16 protein-coding genes are annotated in these 16,594 nt (G+C 68.6%); 2 read left to right on the forward strand and 14 right to left on the reverse strand.

What is annotated here, in order from left to right; all coding sequences use genetic code 11:
• Positions 1-53: 53 nt before the first annotated feature.
• The gene (locus ACHMXA_RS18215) at positions 54-947 is read right to left on the reverse strand and encodes an NAD(P)/FAD-dependent oxidoreductase (protein WP_395316063.1); all 894 of its coding nucleotides are present in this window, start codon (positions 945-947) and stop codon (positions 54-56) included.
• Between the two features lie 96 nt (positions 948-1,043).
• Here ACHMXA_RS18215 and ACHMXA_RS18220 point away from each other — a divergent pair, with 96 nt between their 5' ends.
• Positions 1,044-1,682 carry a TetR/AcrR family transcriptional regulator gene (locus ACHMXA_RS18220; protein ID WP_395316064.1) on the forward strand — a complete coding sequence of 213 codons (639 nt, stop codon included), beginning with the start codon at positions 1,044-1,046 and terminating at the stop codon, positions 1,680-1,682.
• Between the two features lie 69 nt (positions 1,683-1,751).
• Here the strand turns inward: ACHMXA_RS18220 and ACHMXA_RS18225 are convergent, their stop codons facing one another.
• Both ACHMXA_RS18225 and ACHMXA_RS18230 read right to left on the reverse strand, forming a co-directional pair.
• Positions 1,752-2,039, reverse strand: a complete 288-nt coding sequence (locus tag ACHMXA_RS18225) for a hypothetical protein (protein WP_395316065.1) — start codon at positions 2,037-2,039, stop codon at positions 1,752-1,754.
• Positions 2,040-2,102: 63 nt separating this feature from the next.
• Entirely contained in the window at positions 2,103-3,440 is a 1,338-nt protein-coding gene (locus tag ACHMXA_RS18230) for a PLP-dependent aminotransferase family protein (protein ID WP_395316066.1), read from the reverse strand.
• A gap of 92 nt (positions 3,441-3,532) precedes the next feature.
• Here ACHMXA_RS18230 and ACHMXA_RS18235 point away from each other — a divergent pair, with 92 nt between their 5' ends.
• Positions 3,533-4,135 carry a DJ-1/PfpI family protein gene (locus ACHMXA_RS18235; protein WP_395316067.1) on the forward strand — a complete coding sequence of 201 codons (603 nt, stop codon included), beginning with the start codon at positions 3,533-3,535 and terminating at the stop codon, positions 4,133-4,135.
• On the opposite strand, the gene ACHMXA_RS18240 is transcribed toward ACHMXA_RS18235, so the two are convergent.
• From ACHMXA_RS18240 to ACHMXA_RS18290, 11 genes are read right to left on the reverse strand one after another with little or no spacing between them, the layout of a single operon-like run.
• On the reverse strand, positions 4,113-5,561 hold the full coding sequence (locus tag ACHMXA_RS18240; protein WP_395316068.1) for a mannose-1-phosphate guanylyltransferase/mannose-6-phosphate isomerase: 1,449 nt from the start codon (positions 5,559-5,561) through the stop codon (positions 4,113-4,115). The genes ACHMXA_RS18235 and ACHMXA_RS18240 overlap by 23 nt on opposite strands.
• Before the next feature lie 55 nt (positions 5,562-5,616).
• Positions 5,617-6,387 (reverse strand): LuxR C-terminal-related transcriptional regulator, encoded by a 771-nt coding sequence (locus tag ACHMXA_RS18245; protein WP_395321315.1) that lies wholly within the window; start codon positions 6,385-6,387, stop codon positions 5,617-5,619.
• On the reverse strand, positions 6,384-7,493 hold the full coding sequence (gene galE, locus ACHMXA_RS18250; RefSeq protein ID WP_395316069.1) for a UDP-glucose 4-epimerase GalE: 1,110 nt from the start codon (positions 7,491-7,493) through the stop codon (positions 6,384-6,386). Before galE ends, ACHMXA_RS18245 begins: the two co-directional genes overlap by 4 nt.
• Positions 7,494-7,521: 28 nt before the next feature.
• Positions 7,522-8,769 (reverse strand): glycosyltransferase WbuB, encoded by a 1,248-nt coding sequence (locus ACHMXA_RS18255; protein WP_176664041.1) that lies wholly within the window; start codon positions 8,767-8,769, stop codon positions 7,522-7,524.
• Positions 8,766-10,025, reverse strand: coding sequence for a polysaccharide biosynthesis protein (locus ACHMXA_RS18260; RefSeq protein ID WP_395316070.1), 1,260 nt, complete (start codon positions 10,023-10,025; stop codon positions 8,766-8,768). Before ACHMXA_RS18260 ends, ACHMXA_RS18255 begins: the two co-directional genes overlap by 4 nt.
• Before the next feature lie 24 nt (positions 10,026-10,049).
• Positions 10,050-10,982, reverse strand: coding sequence for a hypothetical protein (locus ACHMXA_RS18265; protein ID WP_395316071.1), 933 nt, complete (start codon positions 10,980-10,982; stop codon positions 10,050-10,052).
• Between the two features lie 52 nt (positions 10,983-11,034).
• On the reverse strand, positions 11,035-11,985 hold the full coding sequence (locus ACHMXA_RS18270) for a hypothetical protein (RefSeq protein ID WP_395316072.1): 951 nt from the start codon (positions 11,983-11,985) through the stop codon (positions 11,035-11,037).
• On the reverse strand, positions 11,982-13,082 hold the full coding sequence (locus ACHMXA_RS18275; protein WP_395316073.1) for a glycosyltransferase: 1,101 nt from the start codon (positions 13,080-13,082) through the stop codon (positions 11,982-11,984). Before ACHMXA_RS18275 ends, ACHMXA_RS18270 begins: the two co-directional genes overlap by 4 nt.
• 27 nt (positions 13,083-13,109) lie before the next feature.
• Positions 13,110-14,432 carry a hypothetical protein gene (locus tag ACHMXA_RS18280; RefSeq protein ID WP_395316074.1) on the reverse strand — a complete coding sequence of 441 codons (1,323 nt, stop codon included), beginning with the start codon at positions 14,430-14,432 and terminating at the stop codon, positions 13,110-13,112.
• Positions 14,433-14,474: 42 nt separating this feature from the next.
• A complete protein-coding gene (gene gmd, locus ACHMXA_RS18285; protein ID WP_395316075.1) occupies positions 14,475-15,599 on the reverse strand; it encodes a GDP-mannose 4,6-dehydratase in 1,125 nt (374 codons plus the stop codon).
• Complete coding sequence (locus ACHMXA_RS18290; RefSeq protein ID WP_395316076.1) at positions 15,592-16,569, reverse strand: GDP-L-fucose synthase family protein; 978 nt, start codon at positions 16,567-16,569, stop codon at positions 15,592-15,594. Before ACHMXA_RS18290 ends, gmd begins: the two co-directional genes overlap by 8 nt.
• Positions 16,570-16,594 lie beyond the last annotated feature (25 nt).

The raw sequence follows: 16,594 nt of genomic DNA on the forward strand, positions 1-16,594 counted from the left end.
GCCTTTGGCATCTGGATTGGCGGTGGCTTGGGGGCTATGGCTGACCTGTGCTTTCAAGCCAGCATCGACTGCTGGGCGAAGATGCCCGCCATTGCGCCCTGCGACGATGCCTGGGTGACCGAGGGCAAGAAGGGCGTCGCGAGGTCGCCCGCGGCGTAGATGCCGGGCATGCTGGTCTGGCGGCGCTCGTCGACCTTGAGGACGATGCCAGTGGGCGTATCGACCGTGGCGAGGCCCAGAGATTCATGCAGGCTTGCGGACGGCTTGTTGCGCGGATGGGCGAACAGGACGTCGACCGCGACATTGCGGCCGGTATCGAGATTGACGGTGGAGATATGGCCCTTGTGATGGGCGATCTCGATGATCCGGCCGTCGACGACCGCGATGTTGCGATTCGCCAGATCGGCCCGGATATCGGGCGCAATGTCGCGCCCGTCGGCGAAGACGGTCAACTTGTCGGTCCAATCCTGAAACAGCCTGGCGGACTGGTGCGACTGCGGGCTGGACCAGACGAGGCCCCAATGCTGGCCGGCGACTTCAAAGCCATCGCAATAGGGGCAGGGCACGATGGACGTGCCCCAGCTTTCGGTAAAGCCCGGAACATCAGGCATCTGGTCGACGATGCCATAGCTCAGGATCACGCGGCGCGCCCTCAGGCTTTCCTTGTCGTCAGTGACGACGCGGAAGTCGTCGATGGCGCCGGACACGCTCTCGGCCCGGGCATTGACCAGCCTGATCGCTGGATAGCGCGCCAGCTGTTGCCGCGCCTCGGCCAGGATGTCCAGCGGTGGCTTGTGATCGTGGCCGAGCAGGCCATGCGAGTGGCCGGCAAAGCGGTTGCGTGGCCGGCCGGTGTCGAGAACGATGACCTTGCGGCCGGCACGGCCGAGCTGCAGGGCCGCCGCGAGGCCGGCAAAGCTGCCGCCGATGATGATGACGTCATTCATGGTGATGGTTTCCGGGCGAGTCGGTTTATTAATGGACTTTCAAGTACAGTAATGTGGTGCATATATAGTAGACTGTCAAGTCCACTAAATATGCCCATGACCCGATCCTCAGTTCCCGCTCAGAAGCCTCAGCGTGGGCGGCCGCGCGATCCCGAGCGCAGCCGGCGCATCCTGGAAGCGGCGCAGACGCACTTCGACCAGCATGGTCTGGAGCGAGCCAGCGTGGATGCCATCGCCGCCGACGCGGGCGTCTCCAAGATGACCGTGTACAGCAACTTCGGCTCCAAGGAAGGGCTGTTCCAGGCGGTCGTGCGCGACAGGACGACAGCAGTTTTGGCTGGCTTCCCGGGCGCCGGGACGCTCGACCCGGATCAGCCGGAGAAGGTGCTGCTGGCGATCGGCGCCCGGTTTCTCGCACTGGCGCGCGGGGACGCCCTGGGCGCGTTGCGCGCTGTTTATGGCGTCGCTGGGGTGCAGCCGGAAGTCTGCCGTGCGTTGTACAAGGAGGGCCCGGAGCGTGTGAACGACGAGCTGGCTGCATACCTGCGCCTTGCCAACTCGGCGGGCACGCTGAAGGTGCGGAACCCGCTCCAGGCGGCGGACCTGTTCCTGTCGATGTTCCTCGGCTCCGGGCACATCCGCGGAATGCTGAAGCTCGAGATGCCGGATCCCCGGGAAGACAGGGCTCTTCTTCGCGAGGCCGTGAGGGTCTTCATGGCGGCATACGGCGCGTAGGCTCCGCGGTGCAGCCTGAGGGGGCGAACACTCGGTGGGAGGCAGAGATCCGGGCGCCGATCCCGCATCTCACGCTTCGGTGGCGGCGCCTTCCTGTCCTTCAGCGCCATCGGCCTGCTCGGTTTCTAGCGTGATCTGGCTGACTCGAATGCGGTGAACAATGAGCTCATCGATCTCCAGCCTGCGGATTCGAGCCCGTCCCACAACAAGCCGCCCGATGGACAAGGCCCCGATGGCCAGCGCACCGAGCGCTGCGGCGCCGATCACGATGGAGCCCATTGCGGTCGTGCCGACAGCGTGCGCGCCCGTCGCGGTTGCCGGCGACGCGCGTACGGACTTTGATGGCTTCAGGTTCATCGAAACTCCTTGGAACGGTGGCTCTGCTGCTTGGCCCGATTGTCGTCGCGCCCGCAGGCGCTTTCAGAACGCCTGCTCCCCAACCACCCGCCGTACCGTCCGCAGCGCACCGCGCAACCCATCCAGCCCCACGGACCCCAGCGCCAGCCGCAGCGCGTGCGGCACATGTTTCGAAGTGGCGAAGGGCTCGGCGGTGGATACCGAGACGCCTTCGCGCATGAGCGCAGTCGCGACGCGGTCGGCGCGCGTCTCCTCCGGCAGGGGCAGCCACGCGAAGTACGACGACGGGTGCCGCACGCACTTCAGCCCCGCGAGCTCTTCGCCGGCGATGAGCTGCCGCGCCATCGCGTCCTGCCGCTTCTGCGATTCGAGGCGCTCGACCGTGCCGTCTTCCAGCCACGCGCAGGCGATGGCAGTGGTCACGCCCGGCGTGCACCAGGTGGTAGCGCGTATCGCGCGTTCGAGCTTGGGCACGCAGGCCTCGGGCGCGGCGACGAAGCCCACGCGCAGACCGGTCGCAACGCTCTTGGAAAGGCCGGAGACATACACCGTGGTTTCGGGCGCCAGCGTTGCCAGCGGCGGCGGCGGGTCTTCGGCCAGGAAAGCGTAGGCCGCGTCCTCGATGACGAGCAGGCCGTGCCTTCTTGCGATGGCCGCGAGGCGGCGGCGACGGCTCGCGCTCATCACCCAGCCCAGCGGGTTGTGCATGGTCGGCATGGCGTAGACGGCACGCACGCGGCGCCGCGCGCACAGGCGCTCCAGCGCGTCGAGGTCGGGGCCCTGGCCTGACGCGGGTATGGGTGCCATTTCGAGCCGGAGCGCCTCGGCGAGCACCTTGAAGCCGGGGTAGGTGAGGGCGTCGATCGCGACCACGTCGCCCGGCTGCAGCAGCGCCATCACCGTCACCGCGAGTCCGTGCTGCGCGCCGTCGACCAGCAGCACCCTCGAAGGCTCGACGGCCAGCCCGCGCGATTCGATGAGGTGCCGGGCGAAGCAGGCGCGTTCGTGCATTCGCCCACCGTGCGGCGCGTAGCGCAGCATCGCCTCCAGCTCGCCGCCGGTGGCGAGCTGCCGCAGCGCGCCGCGCAGCAGTTCAGCCTGCCCGGGGAGGGCCGGGTAGTTGAAGTTCAGGTCGAGCATGTCGGCGGGCAGCGCCCGCTGGTCGGCCTCGGTGCCGCCGGGCATGGCGGTCTCGCGCACGAAGGTGCCCCGGCCGACCTCGCCGCTGACCAGGCCCATGGCCTCCAGCTCCGCGTAGACGCGCGAGGCCGTGACCAGGGCCAGCCCGTGGCGCTCGGCCAGCCGCCGGTGCGTGGGAAGGCGGGTGCCGGGCTTCAGCTGGCCGGCGCGGATCTGGACGGCGAGCTCGTCCACCAGTTGCTTGTATCGGGCTTCGGCCATCGTGCTGCGGATGTATCCATGACAATTTTTTGATTGTATTGATCACCGTCACTACGATGGTGGATCCACCTCGCACCCCACGGACCGACACCATGCACATCGCCATCCTCACCTTCGACGGCTTCAACGAACTCGACTCGCTCATCGCGCTGGGCGTGCTCAACCGCATCAGGAAACCGGGCTGGCGCGTGAGCATCTGCTGCCCGACGCCTGAAGTCACGTCGATGAACGGCGTGACCATTCGCGCGCAGACGCTGCTGGAAGAAGCGCGTTCCGCCGACGCGGTGGTCGTGGGCAGCGGCGTGAAGACGCGGGAGGTGGTCGCCAGCCCGGAGCTGATGGGGCGCCTCGCGCTCGACCCGGCACGGCAGCTGATCGCGGCGCAGTGCTCCGGCACGCTGGTGCTGGCCAGGCTCGGACTCGTCGAGGGGGTTCCGGCCTGCACCGACCTGACCACCAAGCCCTGGGTGCAGGAGGCCGGCGTGGAGGTGCTGAACCAGCCGTTCTTCGCGCGCGGCAACGTCGCCACCGCGGGCGGCTGTTTCGCCTCGCCGTACCTGGCCGGCTGGATCATCGCCCGCACACAGGGCGTGGAGGCCGCGGCGGACGCGCTGCACTACGTCGCGCCGGTGGGCGAGAAGGAGGCCTACGTGGCCAACGCGCTGAAGAACATCAGGCCGTATCTGCCGCAATGACCTGCTGGTCGGCCGGCGCGCACCGGCCGTAGGTGTCGTCGAAGCGCACGATGTCGTCCTCGCCCAGGTAGCCGCCGGTCTGCACCTCGATCACCTCGAGCACCGTGCGGCCCGGGTTCTCCAGCCGGTGGATGGCGCCGGAGGGCAGGTAGATCGATTCGTTCTCGTGTACCAGCGTGACCTCGCCGTTGCAGGTGGCGCGCGCCGTGCCTTTCACCACCACCCAGTGCTCGGCGCGGTGGTGGTGCATCTGCAGCGAGAGCTTGGCGCCGGGCTTCACGGTCAGCCGCTTCACCTGGAAGCGCTCGCCCAGGTCGATGCTGTCGTAGGCGCCCCACGGCCGCACCACGCGGCGGTGCTCGGTGGCCTCGGCGCAGCCCTCCTGCGAGAGCTTGCGCACCACGTCCGCCACCTGTTCGGCGCAGCCCACGCCGGCCACCAGCACCGCGTCGGGCGTGTCCACGATGATGAGGTTCTCGGTGCCCAGCGCCACCACCGGCCGGTGGGGCGCGTGCACGAAGGTGTTGCGCGAATTCAGCGCGCTGGCCTTGCCGCTGAGCCGGTTGCCGGCGTCGTCCGCCGGGTGCAGGCTGGCCACCGCGTTCCAGCTGCCGACGTCGCTCCACAGGCCCTCGAACTTCACGACCGCGATCTGCCGGTGCTTCTCGAGCACGGCGTAGTCGATGCTCTCGGTGCGGCATGCCGCGAAGGCCGCGGGCTCCAGCCGCATGAAGCTGCCGTCGTGGGTCGCGCCGGCGGTGGCCCGCTCGCAGGCCTGCAGGATGTCGGGCGCGTGCTCGCGCAGCGCGGCAATCAGCGTGCGCGCCTGCACGAGGAAGATGCCGGCGTTCCAGCTGTAGCCGCCCTGCAGGATCAGCATCTCGGCCACGGCGGCCGTCGGCTTTTCCACGAAGCGCACCACGGCCTGGCTATGCCCGTCGGAAAGCGGTGCTCCGGCCTCGATGTAGCCGTAGGCCGTGCTCGGAAAGCTCGGCACCACGCCGAAGGTGACGATCTTTCCGGCAAGCGCAGCCTCGATGCCGCTGCGCACCGTGCGTGCGAACAGCGGGGCATCGGGAATGTGATGGTCGGAGGGCGCGAACAGCAGCAGGTCGTCGGCGTCGGCCATCAGCGCGGCCGAGGCCATGGCGGCCGCCGTGCTGCGCGCCACCGGCTCCAGGATCTGCCGGCCCTTGGCGCAGGCGTTGTCCATGGTCTCCTTCACCAGGAAGCGATGGTCCTCCGAGGTGACGCAGGTGATGGCGGAGTTCAGCAGCGCCAGCCGTTCGAGCGTGAGGTGCAGCAGGCTCTTGCCGCCGACCAGCGGCGCGAACTGCTTGGGCAGGGCCTTGCGCGACAGCGGCCACAGCCGCGTGCCGCTGCCGCCGCAAAGAACCACGGGATGGATGGGAAGAAGGGTGTTCATGATCGCCAGCGTCGGGTGTTGGTAAGCCAGGTGAAACCGGGAAGGACCGGGGCGCTCAGATCAGCCCCGTGTATGCCGCGTAGCTCACGGCCTGCGCGCGCGAATGCACGTGCAGCTTCTTGTAGATGTTCTTGATGTGCGCGTTGACGGTCTGCCCCGAGATGCCCAGCTTGTTGCCGATTTCCTCGGTGACGTGGCCGCGCGCCACGAAGCGCAGGATCTCGCACTCGCGCGCGGTGAGCGTCGCTTCGCGCTGCACCGGCTCCGCGGGCGGCAGCGCGCCGGGCGGCCGGTAGCTCAGCCTCGAGAGCAGCCTGCGCGCCAGCCGCGGCGTGATGGCCGCGCCGCCGTTCACCACCTGCAGCACGGCCTGGGCGAAGCTCTGCAGCCATGCGTCCTTCAGCAGGTAGCCGGTGGCTCCCATCTCGAAGGCGCGCAGCACGTGCGATTCGTCTTCCAGCGCGGAGATCACGATGATCTCGCCGGTGCGGTGCTGCTCGCGCGCTTCCTGGATCAGGTCGAAGCCGGTGCCGTCGCCCAGCCGCAGGTCGACCATCAGCACGTCGAAATCGTGCGTGGCCAGCAGCCGCCGGCCGTCGCGCAGGCTGCCGGCCTGGCCTTCGAGCTGTATGCGCAGGTCCGACAGCAGTTCCTGGGCGATCACGCGGCGCATGAACTCGTCGTCCTCGACGAGCAGCACGCGCACGGGCGAGTCTTCCTGGCCGGTCAGGAAGCCGGGCCACAGCGGCGCGGCGGGCGCGCAGATGCCCGATGAATACCCGGCCGGCCGGTGCCCTGCTCGCCGGGCGGGGAGAAGCGTTGTCAGGCATGGCTATGTCCCACGTTGGAGTTGATGTTGGCATCGCTGTTGTCCTGGTAGCGCGGAAGATTCGTGGCGAAGGCCGGTGCCGGGTCGTCGAAGCCGTGCGGGTTGGCGGCTTGCCAGCGCCAGCTGTCGGCGCACATCTGGTCGAGGTCGCGGCGCGCGCGCCAGCCGAGGGCGAGGAACGCCCCGCGGGCGTCGGCCCAGTAGGCGGGCGCGTCGCCAGGCCGGCGCGGCCCGATGCGCAGCGCGATGCGGCGGCCGCTCGCGCGCTCGAAGGCCGACACCACTTCCAGCACCGAGGCGCCGTGGCCGGTGCCGAGGTTCGTCATCAGCACGCCCGGCTGGCGCGCCGCGTGGCGCAGCGCCGCCACGTGGCCCTCGGCCACGTCCATCACGTGCACGTAGTCGCGCACGCCGGTGCCGTCGGCAGTGTCGTAATCGGCGCCGTGCACCACCAGGCAATCGCGCTCGCCGGCCGCGACCTGCGCGACGTAGGGCATGAGGTTGTTGGGCGCCCCGTGCGGCAGTTCGCCGAGCAGGCCGCTCTCGTGCGCGCCCACCGGGTTGAAGTAGCGCAGGCAGGCGATGCCCCAGCGCCCGTCGGAGCGCGAGAGATCGGCCAGCAGGCTCTCCACCATCGCCTTGGTGCGGCCGTAGGGGTTGACGGCGTTGCAAGGAGCGGACTCCGGAATGGGCGAGGGATGCGAGTCGCCGTACACCGTGGCCGACGAGGAGAACACCAGCGTGCGCACCCCCGCACGGCCCATGGCCTGCACCAGCGAGAGCGTGCCGGCCAGGTTGACGTCGTAGTAGCCCAGCGGATCGGCCACCGACTCGCCCACCGCCTTCAGCCCCGCCAGATGCACCACCGCCCGCACCGGGTGCGCCGCGAAAGCGCGGTCGAGCGCCGCCGCGTCGCGCACGTCGGCGCGCACGAGCACGGGCTCGATGCCGGTGATGCACGCCACCCGCTTCAGCGAGCGCGCGTCGCTGTTGACCAGCGTGTCGAGCACCACGGGCCGGTAGCCCGCCGCGATCAGCGCCACGCAGGTGTGGCTGCCGATGAAGCCGGCGCCGCCTGTGACGAGGATTGCGGGGGCTGGCATGGTGGCTTGTCCTGGCGACGGGGCCGCGTCATGCGGCGATGCTGTGCTGCAGTTCCTCTTCGAGGCGCTGCAGGATCACGTTGCGGTCCAGTTCGGCTTCGGCGAAGCGCCGGCCGATCGCTCCCATCAGCTCGCGCGTGGCGGGCGACATCGAGAGCTGCTCGATGGCATCGGCCAGCGCGGCGGCGTCGCCGGGCTCGACCACCACGCCGCGGCCCCACACGGCCTCGCTGAGCGCGGTGCCGGCATGCGCGGTCACGATCACCGCACGGCCGCTGGCGAGCATGCCGCCCAGCTTCGAGGGCATGACCAGGTCGGCCGCGTCGGCGCGCTGCGGCAGCACGTGGATGTCGGCCATGCCCAGCAGCTCGTTGAGCCGCTCGGCCGGCTGCAGGTCGAGGAAATGCGCGTTGCCCAGCCGCACGCAGGCATCCATCAGCGAGGCGCGGCTCGGGCCGTTGCCGCAGAACACGAAATGGATGTCGTGGGAGCACACCAGCAGCCGCGCCGCGTCGGCCAGCAGCTCGATGCCCTGCTTGCTGCCGAGGCTGCCGGCGTAGAGCACCACCACCGCCTCGGCCGGAATGCCCAATTCGGCCCGGTAGCCCTGCGCCGATGCGCCCGTGGCCAGCGCGGGGCGCTCGACGGGGCGGATGGCCTCCACGTCGACCCAGTTCGGGAACAGCACCAGCCTGGACTCGTCCACGCCTTTTTCCCTGGCCTTGGCGAGCATCGTGGAGGAAATGGTCGAGACGCGGTCGAACTTGCGCATCAGCCAGCGCTCGGCCGCCAGCGCGAAGCGGCGCACCCGTTCGCCGCGCACCCAGCCCAGGCCGAAGGCGGCGTCGACCTCGTAGTCCTGGATGTGCAGCCACGCACTGGCGCGCAGCAGCTTCGCCAGGCACAGCGCGGCCGGCGCGCAGGACACGGGCGGCTCCACCACGAACACCACGTCAGGCCTCCAGCGCAGCTGCGCCAGCAGCAGCGGAATGCTCGACAGCGTGAAGGACAGCAGGTGCCCGATCCGCCCCAGCGCGCGCGGCTTCTGCGGCACCCAGGTGGGCGCGCGCCAGACCTTGACGCCGTTCCAGTCGTCCTTGCGATAGGCCCATGCCGAGTAGCCCTCGGACACGGCCCATTGCGGAAAGAAGGGCGGCGACGCGATCACCCGCACCTCGTGCCCGCGCGCCTGCAGCCACTCGGCCATCTCGCCCGAGTACTTGCCGATGCCGGCCAGCTCGGGCGCGAAGTTCATCGAGTAGACGAGGATCTTCATGACGCCCGTCCCCGCGCCAGCAGGCGCACGATGGGGAAGAAGCCGAAGTGCAGGCGCATGCGCGTCTCGCACAGCACGAAGTCGGTCACGCAGGCAACGAAGAAGACGTAGTGCGGCTTGCCCGGAAAGAGCACCGCCACCGCGCCGTAGGACGCCAGCCGCAGCGCCACTTCGAGCAGCGCCCACCGGCCGAGCGAGCCCATGGTGGTCTTCAGCGACAGCACCATCTCGTGGTGGATCGTGTAGGTGCGCAGCAGGAAGTAAGGCGCAATGCACAGGAAGATGGAGCGCGCCTCGTTGCCCAGCTTGAGCAGCGGCGCGGCGGCCGCGACGAGGGCCGCCAGCCCGACGAACAGCGCGCAGCCCAGCAGGAACGAGTGCTTTGCCAGGCGCAGCTTCGCCGCGGTGAAGTTGCCGGCCTCGGTCTCCAGCATGGCCGGCGTCTTCGTGAAGAGGAAGGACTGCACGAACTGCGACGGCGCCTCCGCCAGCAGGAAGGCGATCTTGAAGGCGCCCACGTAGCCCAGCGGCATGAAGTACGCCACGATGAGCAGGTCCGACTTGCGCAGCAGGAACATGAGCAGCGAATACACCGTCGCGCCGGCCTGCGAGCCCAGCTGCAGCGCGGCACGGCCGACCGGCGGCGCCGCGCCGTTGGCCGGCAGGCCCACCGCCAGGCACACCACCACCACGGCGATCAGGTTGATGAGCAGCAGGTGCGCCACGCCGAGATCGAAGCGCACCGCCACGCACAGGCTCACGCCCGCCACCAGCACGGTCGCACGGATGCCGGCTTCCAGGTTGAGCAGCCCCGCATGGCCCAGGCCCCGGCTGAAGGACAGGCGCAGGCTGTTGAAGGAGAACACCGCCAGCGTCGCCACCAGGATGGCGAAGGGCGCGTCGCCCACGGGAAAGCGCTGCACCGTGAGGATCACCGTCACCAGCACCGTGGCCAGCGGCAGCCCGATGGCCAGCGTGCGCACCACGTCGCCACGCGTCACGCCCGGCGGCACCGTGGCCGCATGGCGCGAGAAGAGCAGCGAGCTGCCCAGCGTGCCGACCACCAGCGCCACCTCCATGACCGACTGGTAGATCGAGTACTCGCCGAAGCGCGCCGGCGGAATGCTCGCCGCCATCAGGAAGATCGCCAGGAAACCCGACAGGTACACATACAGCCGCGACGCGAGCGCGCCCAGCCCCGACAGCCAGGCCATGCGCGCGCCGGGCGGCGTGAGTGGCAGGCTGAAGTGCTTCATGGCGCGGGCTCGCTTCTGGTTCGGCTATTTGCCGGCCGGCACGCGGTTCACGCGGCGCGTGTCGAACACCCGGCGTGCGAATGCACCGGCGCGGAATGCGTTGTTCTTCGCGCGGCGCGCCATCTGCAGCGCGTAGGTGACGGCCGCCACGGTGAGCATGTGGCCGCGCAGCGCATAGGGCATCGCCATCTTGGCGCTGCCCTGGAAGTGCAGCGCCACCACCTGCGTCATGTCGCCCGTGGCGCTCGTCAGCCAGGCCTTGCCCTCGCGCCAGGCGATGCGCTTGGCGCCGCCCAGCACCTTGAATTCACCGCGGTGCAGGTTGTGCATGCCGTTGATGTTGTGGTCGACGACCGTGCCGTCGAGCACCCGGTTGATCGGGTCGTCGTTGCCCGTGGCGTGCGCCCAGAGGTAGAGCAGCGTCATGTCGGACACGCCGCCGCGAACGCCCCGCGCGGCGAAGCGCGCCGCGATCTCGCGCAGCTTCCTGCGGCCCGAGGGCGTGGCGTAGCTGTCGAGCACGTAGGCCACGAAGCGGCGCAGGCCGTTCGAGGTCCAGTAGCTCACGTGCGGGGAGATCTGGCAGGGGTTCCAGTCGTCGGCCGACTGCATGCGCGAGCCGGAGAAATCGGCCTTGCCCGCCAGGCGCCTGATGTGGAGCCCGGCACCCTGGAAAAGCAGCACGTCGCTGTCGACCAGCACGAAATCGTGCACTTCCGGATGGGATTCCAGAAACCGCGCTAGCAGAAAGTAGCGGCGAAAACAGATCTTCTCGAACTCCGGAGGGTTGCTCGACAGGTGCACGTACGAGCGGCAGAAGCGCTCGTAGGCCGGGCCGGCGTCGGTGTCCGACAACACGAAAAGCGGCTCGCCGGCCAGCGCCGCCGATTCGCGGCACAGCGCGAGGGTCCTGTTCTGGCGGTCTTCGACGACGATGAAGGGCAGCGAAGGGTTCATGGCACTCGGTGAAGGGTTGATGGACGTGACAGCGATTCGTTGTTGGGCGACTTCATGGCTTGCTGCGCGCGGTGACGCTCTTCATGAGCGCCACGTGCGCGGGAAGAAAGCGGCCGGTGGCGTCGATGGGCATGTCCAGCGTGAAGAGCCCGTTCGCGGCGGCGGCTTCGGAGATCCAGTCGCGCAGTTGCGCCGCGGTGAAGCGCGCCGGAGACTCGCGCCCCCACGAGGCGCCCAGCGGCGTCAGCACGTGGAAGGTCAGCTCCGACGGCGGCCTGCTCAGGTGCGCGGGCGGCTGCATGTATTCGCCGGCCATCAGGTTCTGGCAGGGCGCCGACTTGGCGCTGAAGCGCTCCGCGCCTTCGCCCGCGTTGAACGCCAGCAGCCGGCTGGCCGCCCCGGCGCGTGTCGCGCCGCAGAGCATTTCCCAGCCGGCGGGCGTGATGCCCCTGGTGTTGTAGGTGCCGTCGAACCACCACCCGCTGGCGAGCACGCCGTAGCGTTCCGACCAGTCGCGGATCACGCTCGACCAGGCTGCGATGAAGCGCGCGGGCGGCGGCTCCTGCTCCGACACGTCGCCCAGGCAGTCCATCAGCGCGCGGTCGCCCTGCGGCGCGCGGAACGGCAGGTACAGGATCAGCGTGATGCCCCGGCTGCGCAGCGCCCGGCCGATCTCCAGCGGGAGGTCGCGCGGCGATCGGTTGGCGGCGCTGGATGGGCACAGCACTTCGAGCGCGGCATTCGGTGCGATGTATTGGCCGTTGTTCTGCCCGAGCGTCAGGATCAGGTGCGAGGCGCGCATTTCCGCGAGCGAGGACGCGAAGGCCTCCACGTCGAAGCGCCTGATCTCGCCGATCGACTGCTTGTCGGGCAGGTAGTGCACCATCACGCCGAAGCCCGGCACCGGAGGGGCCGAGGGCTGCGCGTGGCCTGCCGTCGGCAGCGCCGCCAGCAACGCAAGCGCCGCGAGAAGGCGCATGGCGAAGGGCATGAAGCTCGTCATGACATGGCCCCCGCGAGCGACAGCGCGCCGCGCTTGAGCACGAGATAGCGCCCCGCGACGTTGGCGGGCGCGCAGGTGGCGGCATGCGCCCACGCCGGGCGCGTGTGCGCGTGGTGTGCGAGGTATTGGGCGAGGTGGTGGGTGAGCGATTGCGGATCGGCGTCGTCGGCACCCACGAAGAAGGCGTAGTCGGCGAAGAGTTCGCGATGCACCGGGATGTCCGACAGCAGCAGCGGCACGCCCAGCGTCGCCGCCTCGGCCGCCGAGAGATTGAAGCCCTCGAAGGTGGACAGCGAAATGAAGGCGGTCGCGCCCTGGTACAGCCGCAGCAGCTCATCGCGCGACACCAGCCCCCGGTGCCGCACGCAGCTGCGCACCTCCGGCGCCAGCATGGACACCATGCGCCCGACAGCGTCCGCGCCGTTGCCGGTGATGTCGAGGTAGTCGACCAGGCCGGCCCTCTTCATCCGCTCGAAGAGGGCGAGGATGCCGTCGAAGTTCTTGTGCGGGTAGTAGTGGTAGGCGGCGATCAGGTAGCGCTCGCCGGCAGCAGTGGCGGCAATGTCGGCCGGGGCTGCCGAGGGCCGGGGCGCATCCACCGGATTGAAGATCACCGTCGAATGCGAGCAGCGGCCGAAGTGGCGCTCGAAGTCCCGCTGGCTGCTGCGGCTGATGAAGACCACGTCCGCCGCGCTGCGCGCCGCGCGCCACAGGTTCCAGTCCAGGAACAGGCGCTTGCCGCGTCCGAAGTACTGCGGGTAGGCCTTGTACTGCAGGTCGTGCACGACCACGATCGAGTCGCGGTGCCGCCCCAGCGGCGTGATCGGCAGGTAGTAGTTGGGGAACACCGAGAACAGCTGCTCGCCGGTGAGCAGCGTGCGCAGCCGATGGAAGTTGTAGAGCAGCGTGTCGAGCACGAAGCGGCTGATCTTCAGGCGCTGCGCCAGCGCGAAGAGGCGCGGATGCCGCTCGCTCACCGGCTCGACCCGGTCTTCCGGCGACAGGCGCATGTGGCGCAGCAGCACCTCCGACACGTTGAGCACGCCGCCGGCCGCCTTGTTGAAGCGGATGGTGTCGTAGTAGAGGAAAGTGGCCATGGCTTCTTTTCTTTCTTTCCGGGCTCTTCAGGCGCCCGGCAGGCCATGCCGCAGGGTGCGCGCGGGCATGCGGCGCGCACGGGAGCTGAGCGCGCCGGCGATGGCGGCGGCGATCAGGCCGGAGACCATGAAAGGCCCCCAGCCCAGGATCGGCCCGCGCATGAACGGCACGTAGGCGGCCAGCAGCACCAGCGCGGCCAGGTAGGTGCTGGACACCGGCCGGTTCGGATCCACGGCGCGGTCGACCGCCCGGAAGCCGGCCGAGATCGCGAAGCCGAAGAGCGCCGGCCCCGCCAGCCCGAAGTCGAAGTACGCGGTGGTGAAGGGCGGCAGCGACAGGTTGCTCTGCGAGAAGTTGCCGAGGATGGCCGACCAGCCCAGCGGGTCGAAGTCGGGAAACATCTTCAGGTCGCGCGGCAGGAAGAACGAGAACGCCGACAGCAGGTAGCGGCCCCAGCCCAGGTCCGGAATGGGCGCGCGCTCCAGGATGCCCGCGACCACGTACATGGCGTCGAAGTCCTGGCTGAAGGGGAAGGTGCGAAGCTCCTCGCCCCACATGCTGCCGCGCGAGATCAGGTTCAGCATCGGCCCCAGGCCTGCGATGGCGCCGAAGATCGCGCCCGCGAGCAGCCAGCGCCGGCCGCGCCCCAGCGCATGGATGAGCAGCGGCAGCAGCCCGATCAGCAGCACCTGCCGCGCCGTGTTCACCGGGTTGGCCGCCGCCAGCGCCAGCGCGAAAGCCAGGCCGGCCGCGCACCAGGACCATGGCGTCCTGCGGCGCACCGCATGGACGGCCAGCGCCACGAAGCACAGCAGGACCACCAGCTTGGGCAGCGTGGAATAGAAGATGAAGTCGATCGGCACGTTGTCTTCGCCGCCCACGCCCACGATGCCCCGCGCCACGAAGTTGAGCTCGGGCTTGATGAACAGCGAGGCGAAGGCCGCGAGCGAGCAGCTCAGCAGCAGGAGCAGCGGGTGGGCCACGCCCACCAGTTGCTTGTCGTGGCGCCCCGGATGGTGCACGGGCCCGTCGGGAACGCCCAGCCGCGCCGCTTCCACGCCCGCCATGTACAGCACCAGCAGCGTCAGCGCCAGCGTGTGCGACTCCGTGCGCATGACGCCCGCGTCCCAGAACTCCAGGTCGTTCGCGATCTGCATCGCCGGCGCGATCGAGAAGTAGGTGAGGATCGCCGTGTAGTGGATCAGCAGGAACACGCTGCCGCCGGAACCGCCAAGCATCGCGAGCTGCACCAGCGACAGCACCGCCACCGCCGCATAGCCCCATACCGGATCGACCAGGCCGCAGAGCATGGCGCAGACGATGCCGGACCAGAAGGAGAGGGGGCGCATGGGAGGCCTGCAGTGGTGGGTATGGGAGAGTTACGCTTGCTCTCAGGCCTCGATGCTTTGCGGAGTGTGATAGCCGTGGCGCTGCAGCAGCGAGCAGCGCTTGGCCTGCTCAAGGTCGCTGGCAACCATCTCGGCGATCATCTGGTCGAGGGAGATCTCGGGCACCCAGCCGAGGTCGTCGGCTGCTTTCGATGGGTTGCCGCAAAGCGTCTCGACTTCCGAAGGGCGGAAATAGCGCGGGTCCACGCGAACCAGTACGTCACCAGGGCAGACGGCGGGTGCATCGTCGCCGGTGACCTCGGCGGCGATCGCAACTTCGTCGATGCCTTCGCCCTCGAAGACCAGCGAGATGCCCAGCTGCCGGGCTGCGCGAGTGACGAACTCCCTGATGCTGTACTGCCGTCCCGTCGCAATCACGTAGTCCACGGCCTCGGGCTGCTGGAGCATCAGCCATTGCATGCGCACATAGTCCTTGGCATGGCCCCAGTCACGCAGCGCGTTCATGTTCCCAAGGAAGAGGCATTGCTCCAGCCCCTGTGCCACGTTGGCCAGCCCCCGTGTCACCTTGCGGGTCACGAAGGTTTCGCCGCGGCGTGGACTCTCGTGGTTGAACAGGATCCCGTTGCACGCGTAGAAGCCATAGGCCTCGCGGTAGTTTCTCGTGATCCAGTATGCGAAGAGCTTCGCCGCGCCGTATGGACTGCGCGGATAGAAGGGTGTCGCTTCGCTCTGGCGGGGCTCCTGTACCAGCCCGTAGAGTTCGCTGGTGCTGGCCTGGTAGAAGCGCGTCTTCGTTTGCAAGCCCAGCAGGCGGATGGCCTCCAGCAGCCGCAGCGTACCCAGGGCATTGATGTCCGCCGTGTACTCCGGGCTTTCGAAGCTGACGGCAACGTGGCTTTGCGCCCCCAGGTTGTAGACCTCGTCGGGCTGGACCTCATGCATGATCCGTGTGAGATTGCTGCCGTCGGACAGATCGCCGTGATGCAGGTACAGATGACGCTGCGATTTCGAATGGACATCCGAATAGAGATGATCGATGCGCCCGGTATTGAACTGCGAGGTCCGGCGCTTGATGCCGTGCACCTCGTAGCCTTTGCCGATCAGCAGCTCGGCAAGATAGGAGCCGTCCTGGCCTGTGATGCCGGTGATCAGCGCTCGCTTAGACATGTTCGATCTCCTCGATATGGCGGGTGGATGCCTGATAGGCGGCATAGGTACGGCGAAGCCCTTCGGCAAGCGGCACGCGGGGTTTCCAGCCGATGGACGTGGCACGGGACACGTCCAGCAGCTTGCGGGGCGTGCCGTCGGGCCTGGTGCGGTCGTAGCGGATGTCGCCCGTGTAGCCGACGACGTCGCGGATGAGTTCGGCGAGTTCGGCAATCGATATGTCGTCGCCGGCACCCAGGTTGATGTGGCCGCGCATGGGCGCCGTCTGTTGTTCGTAGACGGCGCGCGGCAGGCTCATCACCCCGATGCACCCCTCGGCCATGTCGTCGACGTAGAGGAAGTCGCGCCGTGCTTCGCCGCTGCCCCAGATCAGGACGCTCGGCGCGTTCTCCAGCTTCGCCTGGTGGAAGCGGCGGATCAGCGCCGGAACGACATGGCTGTTCTCGGGGTGGTAGTTGTCGCCGGGGCCGTACAGGTTGGTCGGCATCACGCTGCGATAGTCGATGCCGTGGCTCGCCCCATATTGCCGGTTGTAGCTTTCGCAGAGCTTGAGCCCGGCGATCTTGGCTATCGCGTAGGGCTCGTTGGTCGATTCCAGCTTGCCATCGAGCAGGTATTCCTCGCGGATCGGCTGGCCGGCCAGTCGCGGATAGATGCAGCTCGATCCGAGAAAGAGCATCCGCTTCACGCCGGCGAGAAAGGCCTGGTGCGTCACGTTCGCCGCGATCATCAGGTTCTCGTAGATGAACTGCGCGGGGTATGTCATGTTGGCGTGGATGCCTCCGACCCTGGCAGCAGCCAGATAGACCTCGTTGACCGATTCGCTCGCGAAGAAATGCCTGACCGCCGCCTGGTCCAGGAGGTCGAGCTCCGCGTGATTCCGGACAAGGACGTCGTGACCCTGCCTGCCGAGATGGCTCGCCAGGGCCTGGCCCACCATTCCTCGATGCCCCGCAACAAAGATCCGCATATGTGTTCTTTCGATAAGGGTTGAA

It is taken from the genome of Variovorax sp. UC74_104, assembly GCF_044055375.1.
Classification (GTDB): Bacteria; Pseudomonadota; Gammaproteobacteria; order Burkholderiales; family Burkholderiaceae_C; genus Variovorax.